The 17,667-nt window shown below is 60.8% G+C and carries 17 protein-coding genes; 6 read left to right on the plus strand and 11 right to left on the minus strand.

The window, feature by feature from the left end; translation table 11 throughout:
- Positions 1-72 precede the first annotated feature (72 nt).
- Positions 73-927, minus strand: coding sequence for an SDR family oxidoreductase (locus tag OCT39_RS03415; protein ID WP_263586292.1), 855 nt, complete (start codon positions 925-927; stop codon positions 73-75).
- Positions 928-1,444: 517 nt separating this feature from the next.
- Between OCT39_RS03415 and OCT39_RS03420 the strand changes: the two genes are divergently transcribed.
- From OCT39_RS03420 to OCT39_RS03430, 3 genes are read left to right on the plus strand one after another with little or no spacing between them, the layout of a single operon-like run.
- Positions 1,445-2,317 (plus strand): hypothetical protein, encoded by an 873-nt coding sequence (locus tag OCT39_RS03420; RefSeq protein ID WP_263586293.1) that lies wholly within the window; start codon positions 1,445-1,447, stop codon positions 2,315-2,317.
- A 50-nt stretch (positions 2,318-2,367) separates the two neighbouring features.
- The gene (locus tag OCT39_RS03425) at positions 2,368-2,805 is read left to right on the plus strand and encodes a phage holin family protein (protein ID WP_263586294.1); all 438 of its coding nucleotides are present in this window, start codon (positions 2,368-2,370) and stop codon (positions 2,803-2,805) included.
- The gene (locus OCT39_RS03430; RefSeq protein ID WP_263586295.1) at positions 2,802-4,058 is read left to right on the plus strand and encodes a DUF3618 domain-containing protein; all 1,257 of its coding nucleotides are present in this window, start codon (positions 2,802-2,804) and stop codon (positions 4,056-4,058) included. Before OCT39_RS03425 ends, OCT39_RS03430 begins: the two co-directional genes overlap by 4 nt.
- Before the next feature lie 78 nt (positions 4,059-4,136).
- Here OCT39_RS03430 and xseA read toward each other — a convergent pair whose 3' ends face one another.
- The 5 genes from xseA to OCT39_RS03455 form a co-directional block, all read right to left on the minus strand.
- Positions 4,137-5,480: an exodeoxyribonuclease VII large subunit gene (gene xseA / locus OCT39_RS03435; RefSeq protein WP_263586296.1), complete on the minus strand. Its 1,344-nt coding sequence runs from the start codon at positions 5,478-5,480 to the stop codon at positions 4,137-4,139.
- 37 nt (positions 5,481-5,517) lie between these two features.
- Positions 5,518-6,240, minus strand: coding sequence for a dipeptidase PepE (pepE, locus tag OCT39_RS03440; protein ID WP_263586297.1), 723 nt, complete (start codon positions 6,238-6,240; stop codon positions 5,518-5,520).
- Positions 6,241-6,317: 77 nt separating this feature from the next.
- Positions 6,318-7,943, minus strand: coding sequence for an OPT/YSL family transporter (locus tag OCT39_RS03445; RefSeq protein WP_263586298.1), 1,626 nt, complete (start codon positions 7,941-7,943; stop codon positions 6,318-6,320).
- Positions 7,944-7,992: 49 nt separating this feature from the next.
- Positions 7,993-8,679 (minus strand): AroM family protein, encoded by a 687-nt coding sequence (locus OCT39_RS03450; RefSeq protein ID WP_263586299.1) that lies wholly within the window; start codon positions 8,677-8,679, stop codon positions 7,993-7,995.
- On the minus strand, positions 8,676-9,617 hold the full coding sequence (locus OCT39_RS03455; RefSeq protein WP_263586300.1) for a DUF1177 domain-containing protein: 942 nt from the start codon (positions 9,615-9,617) through the stop codon (positions 8,676-8,678). Before OCT39_RS03455 ends, OCT39_RS03450 begins: the two co-directional genes overlap by 4 nt.
- A gap of 96 nt (positions 9,618-9,713) precedes the next feature.
- Here OCT39_RS03455 and OCT39_RS03460 point away from each other — a divergent pair, with 96 nt between their 5' ends.
- Entirely contained in the window at positions 9,714-10,631 is a 918-nt protein-coding gene (locus OCT39_RS03460; RefSeq protein ID WP_263586301.1) for a LysR family transcriptional regulator, read from the plus strand.
- A 40-nt stretch (positions 10,632-10,671) separates the two neighbouring features.
- On the opposite strand, the gene OCT39_RS03465 is transcribed toward OCT39_RS03460, so the two are convergent.
- The 5 genes from OCT39_RS03465 to OCT39_RS03485 all read right to left on the minus strand — a co-directional run bounded on the left by OCT39_RS03465 (position 10,672) and on the right by OCT39_RS03485 (position 15,137).
- On the minus strand, positions 10,672-11,529 hold the full coding sequence (locus OCT39_RS03465) for an ABC transporter permease (RefSeq protein ID WP_263586302.1): 858 nt from the start codon (positions 11,527-11,529) through the stop codon (positions 10,672-10,674).
- Between the two features lie 9 nt (positions 11,530-11,538).
- A complete protein-coding gene (locus tag OCT39_RS03470; protein WP_263586303.1) occupies positions 11,539-12,600 on the minus strand; it encodes an extracellular solute-binding protein in 1,062 nt (353 codons plus the stop codon).
- A 9-nt stretch (positions 12,601-12,609) separates the two neighbouring features.
- Positions 12,610-13,638: an ABC transporter ATP-binding protein gene (locus OCT39_RS03475; RefSeq protein WP_263586304.1), complete on the minus strand. Its 1,029-nt coding sequence runs from the start codon at positions 13,636-13,638 to the stop codon at positions 12,610-12,612.
- On the minus strand, positions 13,635-14,426 hold the full coding sequence (locus OCT39_RS03480) for an ABC transporter permease (RefSeq protein WP_263586305.1): 792 nt from the start codon (positions 14,424-14,426) through the stop codon (positions 13,635-13,637). Before OCT39_RS03480 ends, OCT39_RS03475 begins: the two co-directional genes overlap by 4 nt.
- 63 nt (positions 14,427-14,489) lie before the next feature.
- The gene (locus OCT39_RS03485) at positions 14,490-15,137 is read right to left on the minus strand and encodes a hypothetical protein (RefSeq protein WP_263586306.1); all 648 of its coding nucleotides are present in this window, start codon (positions 15,135-15,137) and stop codon (positions 14,490-14,492) included.
- Positions 15,138-15,245: 108 nt separating this feature from the next.
- On the opposite strand from OCT39_RS03485, the gene OCT39_RS03490 reads away from it, so the two are divergent.
- Positions 15,246-16,022: a DeoR/GlpR family DNA-binding transcription regulator gene (locus OCT39_RS03490; protein WP_263586307.1), complete on the plus strand. Its 777-nt coding sequence runs from the start codon at positions 15,246-15,248 to the stop codon at positions 16,020-16,022.
- Between the two features lie 118 nt (positions 16,023-16,140).
- On the plus strand, positions 16,141-17,610 hold the full coding sequence (gene guaB / locus OCT39_RS03495; protein ID WP_263586308.1) for an IMP dehydrogenase: 1,470 nt from the start codon (positions 16,141-16,143) through the stop codon (positions 17,608-17,610).
- Positions 17,611-17,667: the final 57 nt, after the last annotated feature.

Raw genomic sequence — 17,667 nt, forward strand, 5'->3', positions numbered from 1 at the left:
TCATCGCTCTACTTACGCTCTACCTACGCACAAGGCGGCCCGCAAGCCGCCTTGTGCGTTCAACATGGCGTATCAGGTGTTCAGAATCACGCCGCCGTTCAGGTGGAGGGTTTGGCCACTCATGTAGGACGAGTCTTCGCTTGCCAGATACACGTAGGCGGGGCCCATTTCGCTGGGCTGGCCGGCGCGCTTCATCGGCACCTGGCCGCCGAAGCTTTCGACCTTCTCCTCACTCATGCTGGCGGGAATCAGCGGCGTCCAGACCGGGCCTGGTGCTACGGCGTTGACCCGAATGCCGCGCTCCATCAGCGACATGGCCATCGAGCGCATCAGCCCCTGAATGGCGCCCTTGGTCGCGGTGTAATCGATCAGGGTGTCGTTGCCTTTGAAGGCGTTGATCGACGAGGTTTCGATGATGGTATCGCCTTCGCCGAGGTGCGGCAGGGCCGCCTTGATCATGTAGAAGTGGCTGAAGATGTTGGTCTGGAAAGTGCGCAAAAGCTGGTCGTCGGGAATATCGGTGATATCGTCCCAGTCGTACTGCTCGGCGGCGTTATTGATCAGCACGTTGAGCTTGCCGTACTCATCGAGGGTCTTTTGAATGACCTCGCGGCAAAAGACCGGCTGGGCCACGTCGCCCTTGAGCACCAGGCAGCGCCGGCCCTCGGCTTCCACCAGGCGCTTTGTCTCTTCGGCGTCCTCATCCTCTTCCAGATGTACGATCACGCTGTCGGCGCCTTCGCGGGCAAAGTGTACGGCCACGGCGCGGCCGATGCCGCTGTCGCCGCCGGTGATGAGTGCTACCTTGTCCTTGAGCTTCTCCGAACCGCGATAGCTTGCGCGGATGTACTCCGGCGCCGGGCGCATGGCGTATTCGTCGCCGGGCTGTTTGTCCTGATGCTGCGGGGGCTGTTTCTGCTCGCTCATATTGATTCCTTCCTTTGTAACCGTTTCGACGCGGTGTATAGCGATGGCCGACCCGCTCCTGGGTCGCACCATCGTTTACCTTAGTCCAACGTTACGAAAGGGCCAAACCTGGCCACTTTTACGGTTTGCTTTAAGTGATTTTTACTTAACACTTTTTTAAAAAAAAGGATGGTCTACTTGTATTTCAGGAAAACGCGTTTGTTTTTAAAAGCATTAGTTAAAGGGGTTTTTTAATAATCCTTGCGGCCGAGATTTCAAGTTTTTAGATTGGTTTTAAATAATTGAAATATAAATATTTTTTTGGTTTTGGGAATAAGTGTCTGGAGTTTTTTGTAAAAGCGTTGTTTTAAAATTGACAGTTATTAACCCCCCGCTATAGTTCATAAGTGGTCTGTAAGAAGTTTTAAAAATAAGTAGTTAACTCATGTTATAAAAAGGATGGCGTTTATCAGCGCTAAAAGTTCATTTTGTTCACTACCCCGGCTGCAAACAATGCAACGCATGGAGGATGCAATTAATGAGCGATCAAGGAAAGTACTCCCACCCCGATGCCAGCGGCGCAAAAAGCGCTGACACCTCTCAGGAACACGATACTCTCGATACCGAACGGCTCAAAAGCCAAGGTAAAGAGACCGCTCACGACCTTGGCGACGCCGCCCAGCACCAGGCCGAGCACTTCTATGAGCAGCAGCGCGAGCTGGTCGCCAAGCAAGCCGGCAAGTTCACGAAGGTTCTGAACCAGGCCGCAGACGAGTTCGAAAGCCAGCACCAGCCCTTTTTCTCGCAGCAGGCACGCAAGGCGGCAGCGCTTGCCGACGACTTCTCGAACCAGTTTCGCGACAAGGATCTCAAGCGCGTCTTCCACGACGTTCAGGGCTACAGCCGCCGCGAACCGGCAGTTTTCATTGGCGGCGCCATCGCCGCGGGCTTTCTCGTCGCCCGCTTTCTGCGAAGCTCGCAGCACCATGATTCCCAAGAGCGCGGTTCTCGTGGCAATGGTTCTCATGGCTATGGTTCACAAGGCTACGGTTCACAAGGCTACGGTTCGCAAGCATACGACGCCAGACGCCAGAACCCTCAAGACGACCCCCGCCATTATGGCGCTGAAGGCTTTGGGGCTGTGAATCGCGGCTCGGCTTCCGGTGGTCAGGGCGACTACCGCGAGCGCCATACGGACATGAACGCCGCCGGGTCGCGCTTTACCTCTCAGCACCCTTCGTCTCGTCCCCTGTCATCCTTCGATAACGACGGCCCTGTGCCTGGCGGCAACAGCGCCGAGCGCGACCCGAGCGAGCCTTTTGATGCCAATGACGCGCGGCCGAGAATTACCCCCCGGCCCGGCGATGACCCGCTGCCCGGCGATCGCGACCCTTACCGCACACCGCGATAACCCTCCACGCGTTTAACGCTCAACGATTGGCCAGTACGAACGAGGCTTATATGGAAACGCAGCGCAATAGCACGACGCAGGGAGCGTCCGTTGGCTCGCTTTTAACGACGTTGACCCGCGAGGTAACCGACCTGGTTCGAGGCGAAGCCGAACTCGCCAAGGCCGAGGTCTCGGAAAAGACCCATCAGGCCCTGACCGGCATCGCCGCAATCGCCGTGGCGGGCGCGGTGATCTTCGCCGGCTTTCTGGTGCTGCTGGCATCGGCGGTCGCCCTGCTCAACGAAATCCTGCCGCCGGACATGACCCCCTGGCTCTCCGCCGCCATCGTCGGCGTCGTGACCGCCGTTATCGGGTTGATCATGCTCAACGTGGGGCTCAACAAGATCAAGGCGCAGCGTTTGGCACCGCAGCGCACGCTAAAAAGTTTACAGCGGGACAAGGAGCTGGCCCAGGAGCACGAGCATAACGTCAAGGAGGCGTTGAAATGAGCGATCACAAGGATCACCGCACCCCCGAAGAGATCGAAAAGGACATTCAGCACTCCCGCGAGCGGCTCGACTCCACGCTTGGCGAGCTGGAGGAGCGCTTTTCACCCCAGCGGCTGCTCAACGCTTCCTACGACTACCTTCGTCACGGCGGCGCCAACGAGTTCTTCACTAATCTGGGTACGACCATCAAGGAGAACCCGGTTCCGTTTCTGGTCACCGGGGCAGGGCTTGGCTGGCTGTTGACCGCCCAGCGCAGCGGCGCTCAGCGCGATGACCGCCACTACGCCAATTCCGAAGCCTACCCGCACAGCGGCCCGCAAGGGCGCTTCGATTCGCGCATGAACCCCCCGCCGATGTCGCAGCCGTTCTCCAACCGGGGGGATCGCCCTACCGGTGAGTACGCCGATGCCTTGACGGGCGGCGCGCGCCCGGCGGGTCTCGAAGGCGGCGCCCCGTTTGACCACCCCGAGCGCAGCGCCTTTTCGCATCCGCCGGCGTTCGATGACAGCGACCGCCCGGATACCGGTTTCGACCAGGGCGCGGGCATGAACTCGGGCATGAAGGAGCGCGTCGTCGGCGGCGCCCGCCACATGGGCCACAGTGCCAGTGACGCCGTCCACCATATCAGCGAACGGGCTCACCATATGGGAGGCAACATGCGCGACACGACCTCAGGCTTGTACCGCTCCACCCAGCACGGCATGCACGACGCCGGGCAGTGGGCCAGAGACGCCGGCCGCCACTCGTCGGACTTCATTCAGGAGCACCCGCTGGTCGCCGGGGCACTGGGGTTTGCCATTGGCGCCGCGCTCGGCGGGCTTCTACCCTCAACACGGCGGGAAGACGCTTATATGGGCGAATATCGCGACCGCCTGATGGGCGAGGCCGCCGAGATGGGCCACCAGCAGGCCGATAAGATGCAGCACTCTCTTCACGAAAGGACCGAGAAGATGAAAAACGAAACCGACAAGGACCAGCAACAGAAAGACCAGCACGAGAAAGACTCGCATCAAAACGAGCATCAGGAGCACGACACGCGCCATACGCCGAGCGACACCGACAGCGAGCACATGCGCTACTCCGACGAGGCGATGCCGGGGCATAACGCCGCCTCGGGCCAGAGCGGCAACCCGGGCAAGCAGCCCACGCCCCACGACAAGGACGAGAGCAAGAAAGAGCACGGCCTGGCCGACTCCGACACGCCCTCCGGCAACACCCAGGGCGACGACACGCTCGAGCCGCCCAAGCGTTAAACGGGGTGTGAACGCTCGTTAGCGCTCCTATGAAACATTAGGCAAGACACGCTGATAGCGCCCGGCCACCGCCGGGCGCTATTTTTTGTGGCGGCGTTTGACCTCGACGCTCAGGCGGCCTTCTCCCAAACGCAGCGACAGCGTTTGGCCCGGCACGGTGTCCTCGGCGCGGCGCACCACCTGGCCGGTGCTGTCCTGGGCGATGGCGTAGCCTCGGCCCAGTACGGCCAGCGGGCTCACTGCGTTGAGCTCGCGGGCAACGCTCGAAAGCCTTGCGCGGCGCGCCTCCAGCGTGCGCGCCACCGCGCCTTTCAGGCGGCGGTCGAGCTGGGCCAGACGCGCCTGCTCGGCCTGGTGTAGCCTTGTCATGTCCTGGCTTGCCAGCCGTTTGGCGAGCTGCGCGGTACGGCTCTGCTGCTGGCCAAGCGAATGGTTCATGGCGCGCTGCAGGCGCTGGAACAGGGTTTCGACGTGCTGGCGGCGCTGGGCGAGCTGCTCGCCGGGATGTTTGAGCCGGGCGCGCAGGTGATCCAGCCGCTGGCTTTCACGCTGAAGGCTGGCCCGAACGGCGCGGGTCAGGCGCGCCTCGCTTTGGCCCAGCGCCTGCAAAAGCGCCCGTCCATCCGGCACCAGCCGCTCCGCTGCCGCCGAGGGCGTGGGCGCGCGCACATCGGCGGCGAAGTCGGCAAGCGTCGTATCCACCTCGTGGCCCACGGCGGACATCACCGGCAGGCGGGAATTGAAAATCGCCCGCGCCAGGTGTTCGCTGTTGAACGCCCACAGGTCTTCCAGGCTCCCACCGCCGCGGGTGATCAGCACGGCGTCGCGTGCCGGGTCGAGCTGCTTTTGCCGGTTGAGCAGCGCCAGCGCCGAAATCATCGCTGGCGCCGCCTCTGCCCCCTGTACCGGCACGGGGATCAGCGTTACGTCCGCCAGCGGCCAGCGCGCGTTGAGAACCGCCAGCACGTCGCGAATCGCCGCGCCGCTGGCCGAGCTCAGAATCAAAAGCTTGCGTGGCGGGTAGGGCAGGGGGCGGGCGTTGACGAACACGCCTTCACCGTCGAGCTGCGCTTTCAGCCGCTCGAAGGCCGCCAACAGCTCACCCAGCCCCGCCGCCTGCACCGCCTCGGCGATCAGCTGGTAGTCGCCGCGCGGCTCGAACAGCGACACCTTGCCTCTGAGCTTCACCTGGTCGCCGTCGCGCATCGGTGCGGCCACGAACCGCGCCCGCTGGCGAAACAGCGCGCAGCGCACCTGGGCGCGGTCGTCCTTCAACGTGAAATAGATATGCCCAGAGGCGGGTTTGGAAACGTTCGAAAGCTCGCCTTCCACCCACACCTCGCCCATGTCGCGCTCGAGCGCCTGGCGCGAGCGTTTGTTAAGGTCGCTGACGGAAAGGGCTTTAGCGTCGGAAGAGGTCATGACGAGCTCCGAATCAAAAAGAGCAGCAAGCCTAGCATCAATTCGGAATCAGCAAATGATCCAATCCACTATTGGCTTTCAGCTCTCTCTGGCCTTCGCTCGAAAATGTCACACCGTCCAGCTCGCCTACAAGCTGAAGCGAGTCGTCCTCGCGGCGCAGCGCGGTACCCTCGCGCAGGGCAACGACCAGAGCGTTCGGATTGAGCGCCAGATATTCTGTCAACCGCTCCTCGCGACTTTCACCGTTATGTCCTGCAGGTTTGCCAGAGATGAAGTGCGGGTTGATTTGAAACGGCACGAGCCCGAGAGTATTGAAGCTAGGTGGTTCTACAATAGGCATATCGTTGGTGGTACAGATCGTGGGACCTGCGATATTGGAGCCGGCGCTCCAGCCTATATAAGGGGTACCTAAAGCCACGCATTGTTGAATAGCAGTGAGCAGGTTAGCTTCATAAAGGCGCTTTACCAGCGCGAATGTATTGCCACCCCCTACCGCAATGGCCTCTGCACGGTGTACGGCCTCTATTGGATCAGGTGCTCGATGAACGCCATCTACAGTAATGCCCAATGCCTCGAACGCAGGGCGGACCTGTTCAAGATACATATCAAAGGTCTTGCCCACACCTGCAAATGGAATGAACAGCACACGGTTTATCACATTTGGCGCTGCAGTCAGGAAGTCCTCAATCAGCGGTTTGGCGTGTTCGAGGTAACCGGTGCTGCCAGCTTTGGAACTGCTCAATAAAAGTAAGCGCGACATTATAAGCCTCCTGAATGAAAAGAGCGGCGCCTGTGCGCCGCCTTTAAAAATAAGTGCCGAGAAGAATGTCCGAGGGATTAACGCGAGCCTAGCTTCAAGGTCGACGAGAAGAAGCTGTAGAGTGCAGAGCCCGTGATGAAGCCAGCGCCCAGGATGTAGAGCTTATGACCGCCTTCGGTCCCGAAGCGTTTCACTACCAGCCAGCGAATTACTAGCGCGATGTAGATCACGATGCCGGCCAAAGGCGAAGTGATCAGAAGCCCAGTGGCCAGAAGCACCCCGATTTGACGCGACATACCGCCCACTGCCTGGATGACGCCGCCTATCACAGCCCATATGAGCAGTTGTTTGGCGACCTCCATGCTGGCGCCAGCATCGATGGTGGCTACGTAAACCCGCGCTACTGGCGGTACCAGATCGGCGGCGAAGTAGGCTCTAAAGACCAGCGCCACGATTACTATCGCCACGCCGAAGCTAAAGAGTTCAGCAAAATACTGCTGGCGACGACCATCAAGCTCGTACTCCTGATCGTGCCCCTCTCCACGGATCACCCAGCCCGCTTTTAGGTCGTAGGCCATGTCGGCAAACGCGGGACCAGTGGCTACGGTAAAGGCCACCAGTACACCCAGCGCGGTGCTGGGAAAACCTATCAACATGCCAATGACCAAGGCAATGAGGGCGGTGGCGAAGGAAGGAAACCAGCCCGAGTGCATGGCCGCAATCCCGACAATGAGTTCGGACGCCATGGCGGCCAGCGCTGCAAACACTAGCCAGCCAATCAACATGCCCGGCGACATGCCGGTATAGACACCGGTGCCCAGTGCCAGTATCAGCGCCACGATCAGGTAGACACTGAAACCGCTCATTAACGCCACGCGCATTTGAAGTGCTGAACGGGTCGGGCGCTGCGAAGGCTCATCGTTGGCTTGCTTGTCACGCTGGTCGCGTCGCATCAATAGAATGATTTGCACCAGCGCTACCAGTCCTGCTCCGATCATGATGCCATGCGGGATGTAGGCGTTGCTGATGTCAAAGCCGAAAAACTGCTCGGAGTAGCCACGCAGAATCAACCCCAAGCCCAATGCGCACATGGCGAACACGTTGGCGATCCAAGCGATACCGAACATTTCAGCGGGGATGCCGAAAGCCTTGCCGGTCATGCCACCTGCCATGCCTGCCAGTAGCAAAAGCGCATTGCGACCCTTGTCGGCAGCAGCCTTCAGTGCCTCAGCGGTGGCAAGCCCCGGTGGCCAAGCCGCACGAGCAGTGAAAACTTTGCTATCGAAGGAGAAGTAGAGAATCGAAGCATCGGTGATCACGGCAAGCGCTGCGCCGAAGAGCATTGGAATGAGCATCTGCGACTCACCCATCAAAAACGGGATCGCTAGGGGCAGCAGTAATCCGTTGGCGGCAGAAAAGGTTGCGCCGGATATGGTGGTCTGTACCAGCGTTTGACGCTCGAGCGAGTTGTAACTACGAAATAGCTTGAGGGGAATATAAGACAGAAGGATGGCAATCAATGCGCCAATGATCGAGGTATTGGGCGTGATCCCCACACGCGTGATCAGCTCGAGCCCGATGATCGCTCCCAGCACGCAGACGACCAAGTTGGTCAGCATTTGGCCCGGTGAAAAGAAGCGAGGATGTCGGCGAGGTGCTTGAGGCACCTCGCTATCGGCCGTGGCCGACGTGGTATCGTTCATGATGTATTCCCTGTTCGACTTGCGTTTTTTTATGGAGTGGTCCGCTTGGCTAACCAAGCAGCAGGTTTGCCGCGCTGAAAACCAACTGGCGTGGCGTCAGCGTTCGATGGCCCGAGATTCGGGCGATGCGGGCACGTTGGGCCAAGGTGTAGCCCATGCAATCGAGATAGAGCAGGTCCCCTTTCAAGTCGGCTGCTTTCTCCGCGGCCAAGTCGAGAAGTAAGGAATCACCGTAGGGGGAGGCGTAGAGCGTTTCGACCTCGAAGCCGGCTGCTTGCCAACGTGTTCTCGCAGGTGTCATTTGACGCGGCTCCGGACTCATGACCAGTAGCCTGCCCTCGGGGAAGAGTCCCTGTAGGCCAAGGCGCACCAAGCGTTTGGGCAAAAGTACAGGAACTGATAGGTCGGAGTAGTCAGGAAGCTCGCCTGTGCAGAGCACCAAAATGGCGTCTGTACCTTTTGTCGCCATCGTGCGAATCGCGCTATCCAGCAGTGGCTCCAAGTCGGGCTCGGCGATAGTGACCTGGCAGCCGTCGGCCATGCGCGATACCAGCACCTGGTCCTGCTCGCCTACTGGATAATGGCGTTCGATTTCCTCGAGCGTCAGCCCATCCAGCGCGCCGGCCTCGATGACTTTGATACCCGGTGCAAGCAGCTTGGAAAGGTCATCATGAAGGTCCGTGCGTGGGGCTTGGCCGATAGTGATAATGCCTAAGCACTTGCGTTGTTCCTTCATTCGCGGGCACCGCCGTGTTGAAAACGAGTGTGTTCGCCATACATCTCGACGATACGGGCAAACTCTTCGGAGTCATGGAATTGACAGGTACCAGCGGTGAAGTCCTTGGCCACTTCAACGGCGAAACGTGCCGCCTGTTCGACATCTACCTCGTGACTTGCGCCGGTCGCGCAACCGGCTACAGCGGTTTCGGTGGCCAAGGCCACGCCCACGACGGGGGCCGAAGTAGCCACGGCGGGTTGTAGAATGCTGTTCAGATGATAGAGGCCGTTACCGTAGGGCGTGATGTCCTGCTGGGTAATAGCGAATATGTGTGGCAACCGTCCTGTCACACGGGACATGACATTCATCAGGTCTTCACTGGTGCGCAGAATGTAGCCCTGCTTGACGGTCGGTGACATCGACACGCCTCGCAGGTTGATGACGCGATTACCCTTTGTGGTATCGATCGACACGATTGCGTCCATTGCCGTGTCGATCTCGTGCTCCCAAGTGTCCTCGAAGCTGATGGGGGAGTCCATGAAAGGGACGGGATGATGCTCGCGAGTGGGAGCGTTCGGGCAGATGTGAGTAGTGATGATGACATCTCCTTCAAGCTGATCGCCGTTAGCAGCCATGCCGATTAATTTGGCCGCAGCCGCCAGTGCGGCGAGCGCGCCATCACCATCGGATACATAGCCTGTAATCTCCGGACGGGCACCGATACCGCCAAGACGGCCGATTACCCCAAGCGTTGGCGCATCGCCACCCGCCTGTTTACCGTCATGGCCCTTTACGGTGATATGCATGAAATCGCTTGCACCCTTATCGGATGTGACCCGAGTGATTCGAATGCTCTCCGGTGCTGCGCCGCAGCTTATTAGGTACTCCTTTATCCGCTCGCCGGAAGCGCTAGGGGTATCGAGAATTTCATGAAGATCGATGACTTGTTTGAGCACGAACGTAACCTTGGTAGTAAAAGAAGATGCAATTAGAGTACGCTCGCGTATTAATTGGATAAATTTGAATAAAAGATAGATTGATCAGGATTTCCGATGAATAACGTAACCGCTCGTCAGCTCGAGGCCATCATCGCGGTGGCTGACTTGGGCAGCTTTACCGAGGCCGCTGAAAGGTTGCACTTATCACAGCCGTCGCTGAGTCAACTGGTGCGTCAGCTCGAACAGACATTAGGTGTGAAACTGTTCGAGCGCACCACACGGCGCGTCAGTCTATCGACGGCGGGTCAGGAGTTTCTGCCGGTGGCGGAGCGGGTGTTATCGCGTCTGGAGCGAGGCATGCAGAACATGCGCGCCTTCGCGAAGGGGCAGCAGGGCCAGATCAGTTTTGCCGCTCTTTTGACCGTCGGGGGCAGCTTGATTCCTGCCGCTATGGCGGCGTTTCACCAGCGCTATCCCGGCATCGGGCTCGAATACCTGGAAGAGAGTGACGAGCCGATCTATCAACAGGTGATGGCCGGGGATGTCGATTTCGGTGTGAGTGTTGCTCCCCTCAATCCGGAAGACGTCGACTTTCATCCTCTGTACAAGGATTACCTCTATTTCGTCTGCTCGCCGAATCATCCCTTGGCCGATGAAGAGGAAGTCAGTTGGCATCAGATCGTCGAGTGGCCGTTCATTGCGATGAAGTCGCGAACCAGTATGCGCAGACTAACAGAGCAGGGCTTTGCCATAACCGGCCAGTGCATGGAGCCGGTTCAAATCGCAGGGTATCAGTCAACCATTCTAGGCATGGTGGCCAACAATATCGGCGTTAGTGCCTTGCCGTCATCGCTCAAGCTGATGTTTCGCCGAGATGATGTTTGCCTGATTCCTATCAGTGAAAGGCTTTATCGCGACATCGGTATACTCACCTCACGACGGCGAGAGCTTGCGCCTGCCGCCGAGAGATTCATCGAGGTACTGATGGAGCTGGTCGAGGCTAATCGTTCGTTGTTGCCAAGCCCCGAGTAAGTGTCAGACGTCGGGTTGGCGGTGCTCCTTTTCGAGTCGCCTACCGTATACGTCGCTGCCCCCGGCGGCGAACCCACTCGCCCGGTAGCGTCAACAGCAGGCAGCCGCACATCATGACCAGGGCCAGTAGGGCGACCGAGCCCATGTCCGAGCCGGCATCGGAAATGTTGCTGTAAAGCAGCAGCGGCAGTAGGTTGATCTGCGAGCCGGTGAGCGCCAGGGCCGTGCCGTAGGCGCCGAAGGCCACCGCCGCGCACAGGCTCCAGGAGGAGACCATGGCCGGGGCCAGCGCGGGCAGATAGACATCGCGAATGCGTTGAAACGACGAAGCGCCGAAGCTCTGGGCCATGACCAGCTGGCGCCGGTCGAGCCCCTGTACCACCGGCAGCATCAGCAGCACGACGCGTGGAATCAGAAAATAGGCGTAAACGAATACCAGACCCTGAGGGGTGTAGACGAAACGCCCGAACCAGGCGGGGTCGACGCCCAGCGATGCCAAGCTCAGCGTGACGAACCCCGCACGTCCCAGCAGCAGGATGAAGCCATAGGCGACGATCAATCCACTGAAGATGAGTGGTAGCGAAATCAGCCATAGCAGAAAGAAGCGCTGACGCGGCGATTGGTGGTGAAGGTATTCGGCGATCACCACGCCGACCAGCACCGAAAGAAACGCCGTGGTGACCGAGAGCAGCACGCTGGTAAGCAGGCTCTTGGCCACCAGCCCCTCGGCCAGCAGCCGCGCGCCGGTTGCAAGCGGTGACTCGAGGGCTGTAAGGATCAAAAGCGCCAGCGGCAGCAAAAAGAACAGGCTATAGCCCAAAGCGCTGGGCGCGACGGGGGCGAGGCCTTGCCACGCCCGAAGGCGTGGCAGAAGCCGGTCGAGAGGCGATGAGCGCATGATCGACGCTTACTGGCTCAGAACGCGCTGGGTCCAGAGCTGGCTCAGATCGCTGCTGATCCGGGAGGCGGCCTGAACGTCCAGCGGTTGGATCTGGGGCGCATCGACCAGCGTTTCCGGCAGTTCAATATCGCCGTTGACCGGGCGTACGAACCCTTCGGCGAAGGTGCGCTGGCCTTCGTCGGACATCACGTAGTTGAGCCACAGGCGCCCGGCGTTCGGGTTGGGGCCATCCTTGACCAGCGAAATGGCATAGGGCGCGGCCACCGAGGCTTCCTCGGGGATGACCACGGCCACGTTGTCGCCCATGCCATCGGTGATGCTGGCCTTGAGGCCGTCGTTTTCGTAACCGATCCAGATCGGAATCTCGCCGCGCACGAATTGGGCGTAGGGGGTGGTGCCGACCACGCGCGCTACGTTGCCCGAGCGGCTCAGCTCGGACAGATAATCGATGCCGGGCTCTAGGTTGTCCAGGTCACCGCCCGCGCCGTAGTTCGCCGCCAGCGTAACGACCTGGCCTTGACCGGTCGAGCGCGGGTCGAGGTAGACGATGCTGTTGCGATACTGCTCATCGAGCAGGTCTTCCCAGCTTTGCGGCACCTCGTCGACGAGCTGCTTGTTGACGAGAAACGCCACGTTCAGCGAGTGAATGGTGAACCACTCACCGTCCTCGGCCTTGAAAACCTCGGGAATCGTGTCGAAGTTGATCGGGGTGAACGGGCTGAGCAGATCTTTCTCGTAGGCGTTGATGGCTGAAGACGCATAGTAGTAGGCGGTATCGGCCTGCGGGCGATTGCGCGACTGCTCGAGCGAGACGACGGTCGCGCCGGAGCCCAGGTCGTTGAAGACGATCTGCACGCCTGGATAGCGCTCGGTGAAACCGTTGAACTGGCTTTGCCAGTTGGCCCAGGTGGGGCCGGTATCGAAAGAAACCACCAGACCCTCTTCTAGCGCTTCATCGTAAAGCGCCTGTTCGCCTTCGTAGAACTCGGTGTCCAGCGTTTCGGCGGCGGCGGTCAAGGGGAAAAGGCTGGCGGCGGCGAGCAGCCCCCATATGATCGAGCGTTGCATGATGTTACCTCAGCGGTTGAACAAATGAATGTGACGGGGAGGAAGGGCTACCTGAGTGACGAGGTTGGGAGGAAGGATCGCCTCGAGCATCAGGGTGGTGTTGCCGCAGCGAAGCTGCAGCCGTTGTTGAGCGCCGAGGAACTGGCGCTCGATCGTCTCGACCGGGCGCCGATTGGCGGCGTCATCGGTCGGGTTCGATAACAGGGTTTCGGGGCGAATCATGGCGCGTACCGGCTGCCCTTTGGCAAAGTTGTGGGGCGGCACTTCCAACGTGCCAAGATGTTCGGTCGTGATATGGGTAGCATCCACCACCTGCGCATCGATGAAGTTGGCGCGGCCGATGAAGCGCGCGACAGCTTCGCTGCCGGGCCGGGTATAGAGCGTTTCCGGCGCACTGTGCTGTAAAAGCCGGCCTGCCTCGAGCAGCGCCACGTGATCACCTAGCGCCATGGCCTCTTCCTGGTCGTGGGTGATCATCAGCGTGGTCACGCCAAACTGGCGCTGCAGGTGCTTGAGTTCCTGGCGCATGGATTCGCGCCGTGAGGCATCCAGCGCCGAGAAGGGCTCGTCGAGCAGCAGCGCGCGGGGCTCGAACACCAGGGCGCGAGCGATGGCCACGCGCTGCTGCTGTCCGCCGGAGAGCTGGCTGGGGTAGAACGCCTCGAGCTCCGCCAGGCCCACGTCGCGAAGCGTGGCGCGAGCGCGGCGGTAGCGCTCGTCGCGGCGGACGCCCTTCACCTTCAACGGGTAGGCGACATTATCCAGCACGCTCATGTGCGCAAAGAGCACGTAGTCCTGCAACACGATACCCAGTCCGCGCGCGCCGCAGGCGGTGTGGGTCATGTCCTGACCGCCGAGCATGATGCGCCCTTGGTCGGGCGTGAGAAAGCCGGCGATGAGCTGCAGCAGTGTGCTCTTGCCCGAACCGCTGGCACCGACGACGACCAGGAACTCGCCGCTCTCCACCCGCAGATTGATGTCGTGAACGCCGACCTCGCTGCCGGGGTAGCGAAACTGAATGTCTTCGAGCGCGATCATGACGCGGGCTCCTGTGAACGGGGTCTACCCAAGCGCCTCTGCACGAGGGTGGAGAAGAGCGAGAAAAGAAGGGCCAGCGACAGCAAGAACAGCGTTGCCGCGCAGGCGAAACCGGTGGCGCGGTAAAAGGCCTGGATCAGTACGACGGGGTAGGGCTGGGTGAGAAAGCCTGAAATGAGGTTGCTGAGTTCGAACTCGCCAATGGAGAGCGCCGCCACCGTCAAGCTTCCAGTGAACACCGAACGCGACACCAGCGGCAGGTAGAGATGAAAAAAGCGCTGCACGCTGGAGGCACCGAGCGAATCAGCCATCTTCACGTAGGCCTTCAGCGGTGAGGCGTCGATATCCGCCTGAACGGTGTAGAACAGATAAGAGAACGTCACCACGACGTGGCCTGCGATCAGCAGCCAGGAACTGCCAAGCCAGGGCATCAGCGCGCTGCTGAAGGCCAGCACGAACGCGAACCCGATCACCAGCTGTGGCACCGCGATGGGCAGCATCACCAGCAGCCGGGTAATGCCTTGGGAGAGCGCGGAGAACCGCAGCGTGACGCAGTACACCAGCGGCACGACCAGTAGAACGTCGATCACGCAGGTGAGCAGTGCGAGCTTTAGCGTGGTGAACATGGCGTTGCGGTAGGTCGCTTCCTCCCAGACGGCGGCGAACCAGCGCCCGGTGAACCCGTGAGGCAAAAGCGTGTTGCTCCATTGATCCCCGAACGCGCCCACCAGCAGCAGCGCGATAGGGGCCAGCAGATAGACGATGTAGCAATAGGTGAGCAGTCGCACGGCGTTACCTTGGCATCGGCCGAATGGAAATATCAGAATGTCGCGTTTTGATCGGTGGCGGGTTCATGGCAGCGAAGCGATGCCCCATAGCGCCGCAGCGGCTCGGTCGAGCGCTTCGTCCACGCTGGTGACGCGCGTGACGCCTTCGGCATGAGGAGCATCCGGAAAAGTGAGCACGGGCTTGTCGAAATGACGCCCGAAGGCGACTTCCGTATGCGTGCCAAGGCTTCCCCCTACCGCGATCAGCGCGACGCTGGCGCGGGCGATGAGCACGTTACGTGCCTCTCCCAGGCCGCTGGCGATAGGCAGCGTCACCCAAGGGTTGGCGTAGCCGGCGTCGGTTTCCGGCAGCAGGCCGATCACGCATCCGCCCTTGCTCGCCGCCCCCTCGCTTGCCGCCTCCATGACGCCGCCGCGCCCACCGCACAACAAGGGAATACCCAGCTCTGCAAGCCCCGCGCCTAGATGGCGCGCGGTCGCCAGCTGGTCGGACGTGGCGGCGCGCGGGCCGATGACCCCGACGGGCGGGCACTGCAGTGGAATCCGGCGGGTGCGCAGGAGGGCAAGTGCCTCCCGCGGGGAGAGGGGCGAGCGCAGCGCGTCGGGCCAGTCGGCACTGCCCAGCGGGCGCAGGCGCGGCTCGAGGGGGACGTCGTTGCACACTAGGGTGCGGGTGGTTTCTGACAGGCGAATCAACGGTTGGGATGTCATATAATGATCAAAATGTAAGAAATTGATCGCAATAATCGCGCCCCGCCGTGTCACTTTGATGACATGCGCTCATGCGAGGATCGATGAATCAAAGGAATCCCCGGCTCTATGACTGATCTGACATCGCTGAACCCACGCCACCGTGAACTGATTTCCCTGGTCGAACTACACGGACACGCCTCCATCGAGTTTCTCGCCCAGCGTTTGAACTGCTCTGCACAAACGGTGCGGCGCGATATTCGCAAGCTCTGCGAGGCCAGCGTGCTTCAACGTTTTCGCGGCGGGGCGAGCATCGATACGTCCCAGGTAAGGCTTGGTCACGCCTCCAAGCAGGACTCGCAGCAGGTGGAAAAGGGCCGCATCGCCGCCGCCGCGCTGGGCGTGCTCGAAGATGGGCAGGCGCTGTTTCTGGATACTGGCACCACCTGCGATCACGTGGCACGTGCACTGGCGCATTTTCGCGGAAAATTGCACGTGATCACGCACAACCTGACCGCTGCGCTAGCGCTGGGCCCTCATCATCAGCGCTTCGATCTACAGGTAGTGGGAGGGCGAGTAGCCGGAAGCGACGGCGCCTTGACCGGGCCGCGCGCCATTCGCGAGCTGAGCGGATACCGGGCAGATGTCGCCTTCATCGCTGTTTCAGGCTTGGACGCCGATGGCTACGTGCTGGATTTCGACAGCGAAAAAATAGAGATCAAGCAGGCCATGATGCGTGGCGCCCAGCGATCGGTGCTGCTGATGGGGTCGTCCAAGCTGGGGACGAGAGGCATTCGGCGTGTAGCGCACCTCGACGAGTTCGACCAGATCTTATGTGACGTACCGGCACCCGAAGAGATTCAAACGATCATGGCCAAGCCGCAGTGCTGGAAAGCGGTGCCCTAGTTGTTGCAAGAAACGGGGCGCCCAGCGCCCGGCATTGCTGCCACACCCCTCGAAACGCTATAATGGTCGATTAATTTTCCTCGCCCCATCTTCCCACTGTTCAATGGGTGTTGCCGCTATGCTACGTATGGCCCAAGAAGCGCTTACGTTCGATGACGTTCTCCTCGTTCCCGGCTTCTCCGACGTTCTTCCCAAGGATGTCAGCCTCAAAACCCGCCTGACCCGCAATATCACGCTCAACATTCCGCTCGTTTCCGCCGCCATGGACACGGTGACCGAAGCGCGGCTGGCAATTGCGATGGCCCAGGAAGGCGGCATCGGTATCATCCACAAGAACATGAGCATCGCGCAGCAGTCTGCGGAAGTGCGCAAGGTCAAAAAGCACGAAAGCGTGATCGTGAAGGACCCGGTCACCGTCAGCCCCAACGCCAAGCTCGAAGACCTGCTCAACATGGCGAACGAGTTCGGCTTCTCCGGCTTCCCGGTGGTCGAAGGCGAAACGCTGGTGGGTATCGTCACCGAGCGTGACATGCGCTTTCAGCCCAACGTGGGCGACAGCGTCGCCGACATCATGACCCCGCGCGAGCGCCTGGTCACCGTATCCGAGGGCACCGATCTCGAAACCAGCAAGGCCAAGATGCGCGAGCACCGCATCGAGAAGATGCTGATCGTCGATGACGCCTTCCACCTGCGTGGCCTGGTCACCTTCCAGGACATCGAGAAGGCGCGCACCTACCCGAACGCCGCGAAAGACAGCGACGGCCGCCTGCTGGTCGGCGCCGCCGTCGGTACCGGCCCGGAAACCGCCGATCGCATTACCGCACTGGCCGAAGCCGGCGTGGACGTGGTGATCGTCGATACCGCCCACGGCCACTCCCAGGGCGTGATCGACCGCATCCGCTGGGTGAAAGAGCACTTCCCCGAGATTCAGGTGATCGGCGGCAACATCGCCACCGCCGCCGCCGCCCGCGCGCTGGCCGAAGCCGGCGCCGACGGCGTGAAAGTGGGCATCGGCCCCGGTTCGATCTGCACCACGCGCATCGTCGCCGGTGTGGGCGTGCCGCAGATCACCGCCGTTTCCAACGTGGCTGCCGCGCTCAAGGAGTTCGACATTCCGCTGATCGCCGACGGCGGCGTGCGCTTCTCCGGTGATCTGGCCAAGGCGATTGCCGCCGGCGCCAGCGCGGTCATGGTGGGTGGCCTGCTGGCCGGCACCGAGGAAGCGCCGGGCGAGGTCGAGCTCTACCAAGGGCGTACCTACAAGGCCTACCGCGGCATGGGCTCCATGGGCGCGATGTCGCAAAGTCAGGGCAGTGCGGATCGCTACTTCCAGGACAAGAGCGCCGGCGCCGAGAAGCTGGTGCCGGAAGGCATCGAAGGCCGCGTGCCCTACAAGGGCCTGATGAGCGCCATCGTGCACCAGATGATGGGCGGGCTGCGCGCCTCCATGGGCTACACCGGCTGTCACAACGTCGAAGAGATGCGCACCAAGCCGGAGTTCGTGCAGATCACCGGCGCCGGCTTCAACGAGTCGCACGTGCACGACGTGCAGATCACCAAGGAAGCCCCCAACTACCGGGTGAGCTAACCCCGGGGGTCAGTATTGATGCGGCGGGCCTTGGCCCGTCGCTTGCTTTTAGAGCCT

The sequence above is a fragment of the Halomonas sp. GD1P12 genome, from assembly GCF_025725645.1.
In the GTDB taxonomy this organism is placed as follows: Bacteria; Pseudomonadota; Gammaproteobacteria; order Pseudomonadales; family Halomonadaceae; genus Vreelandella.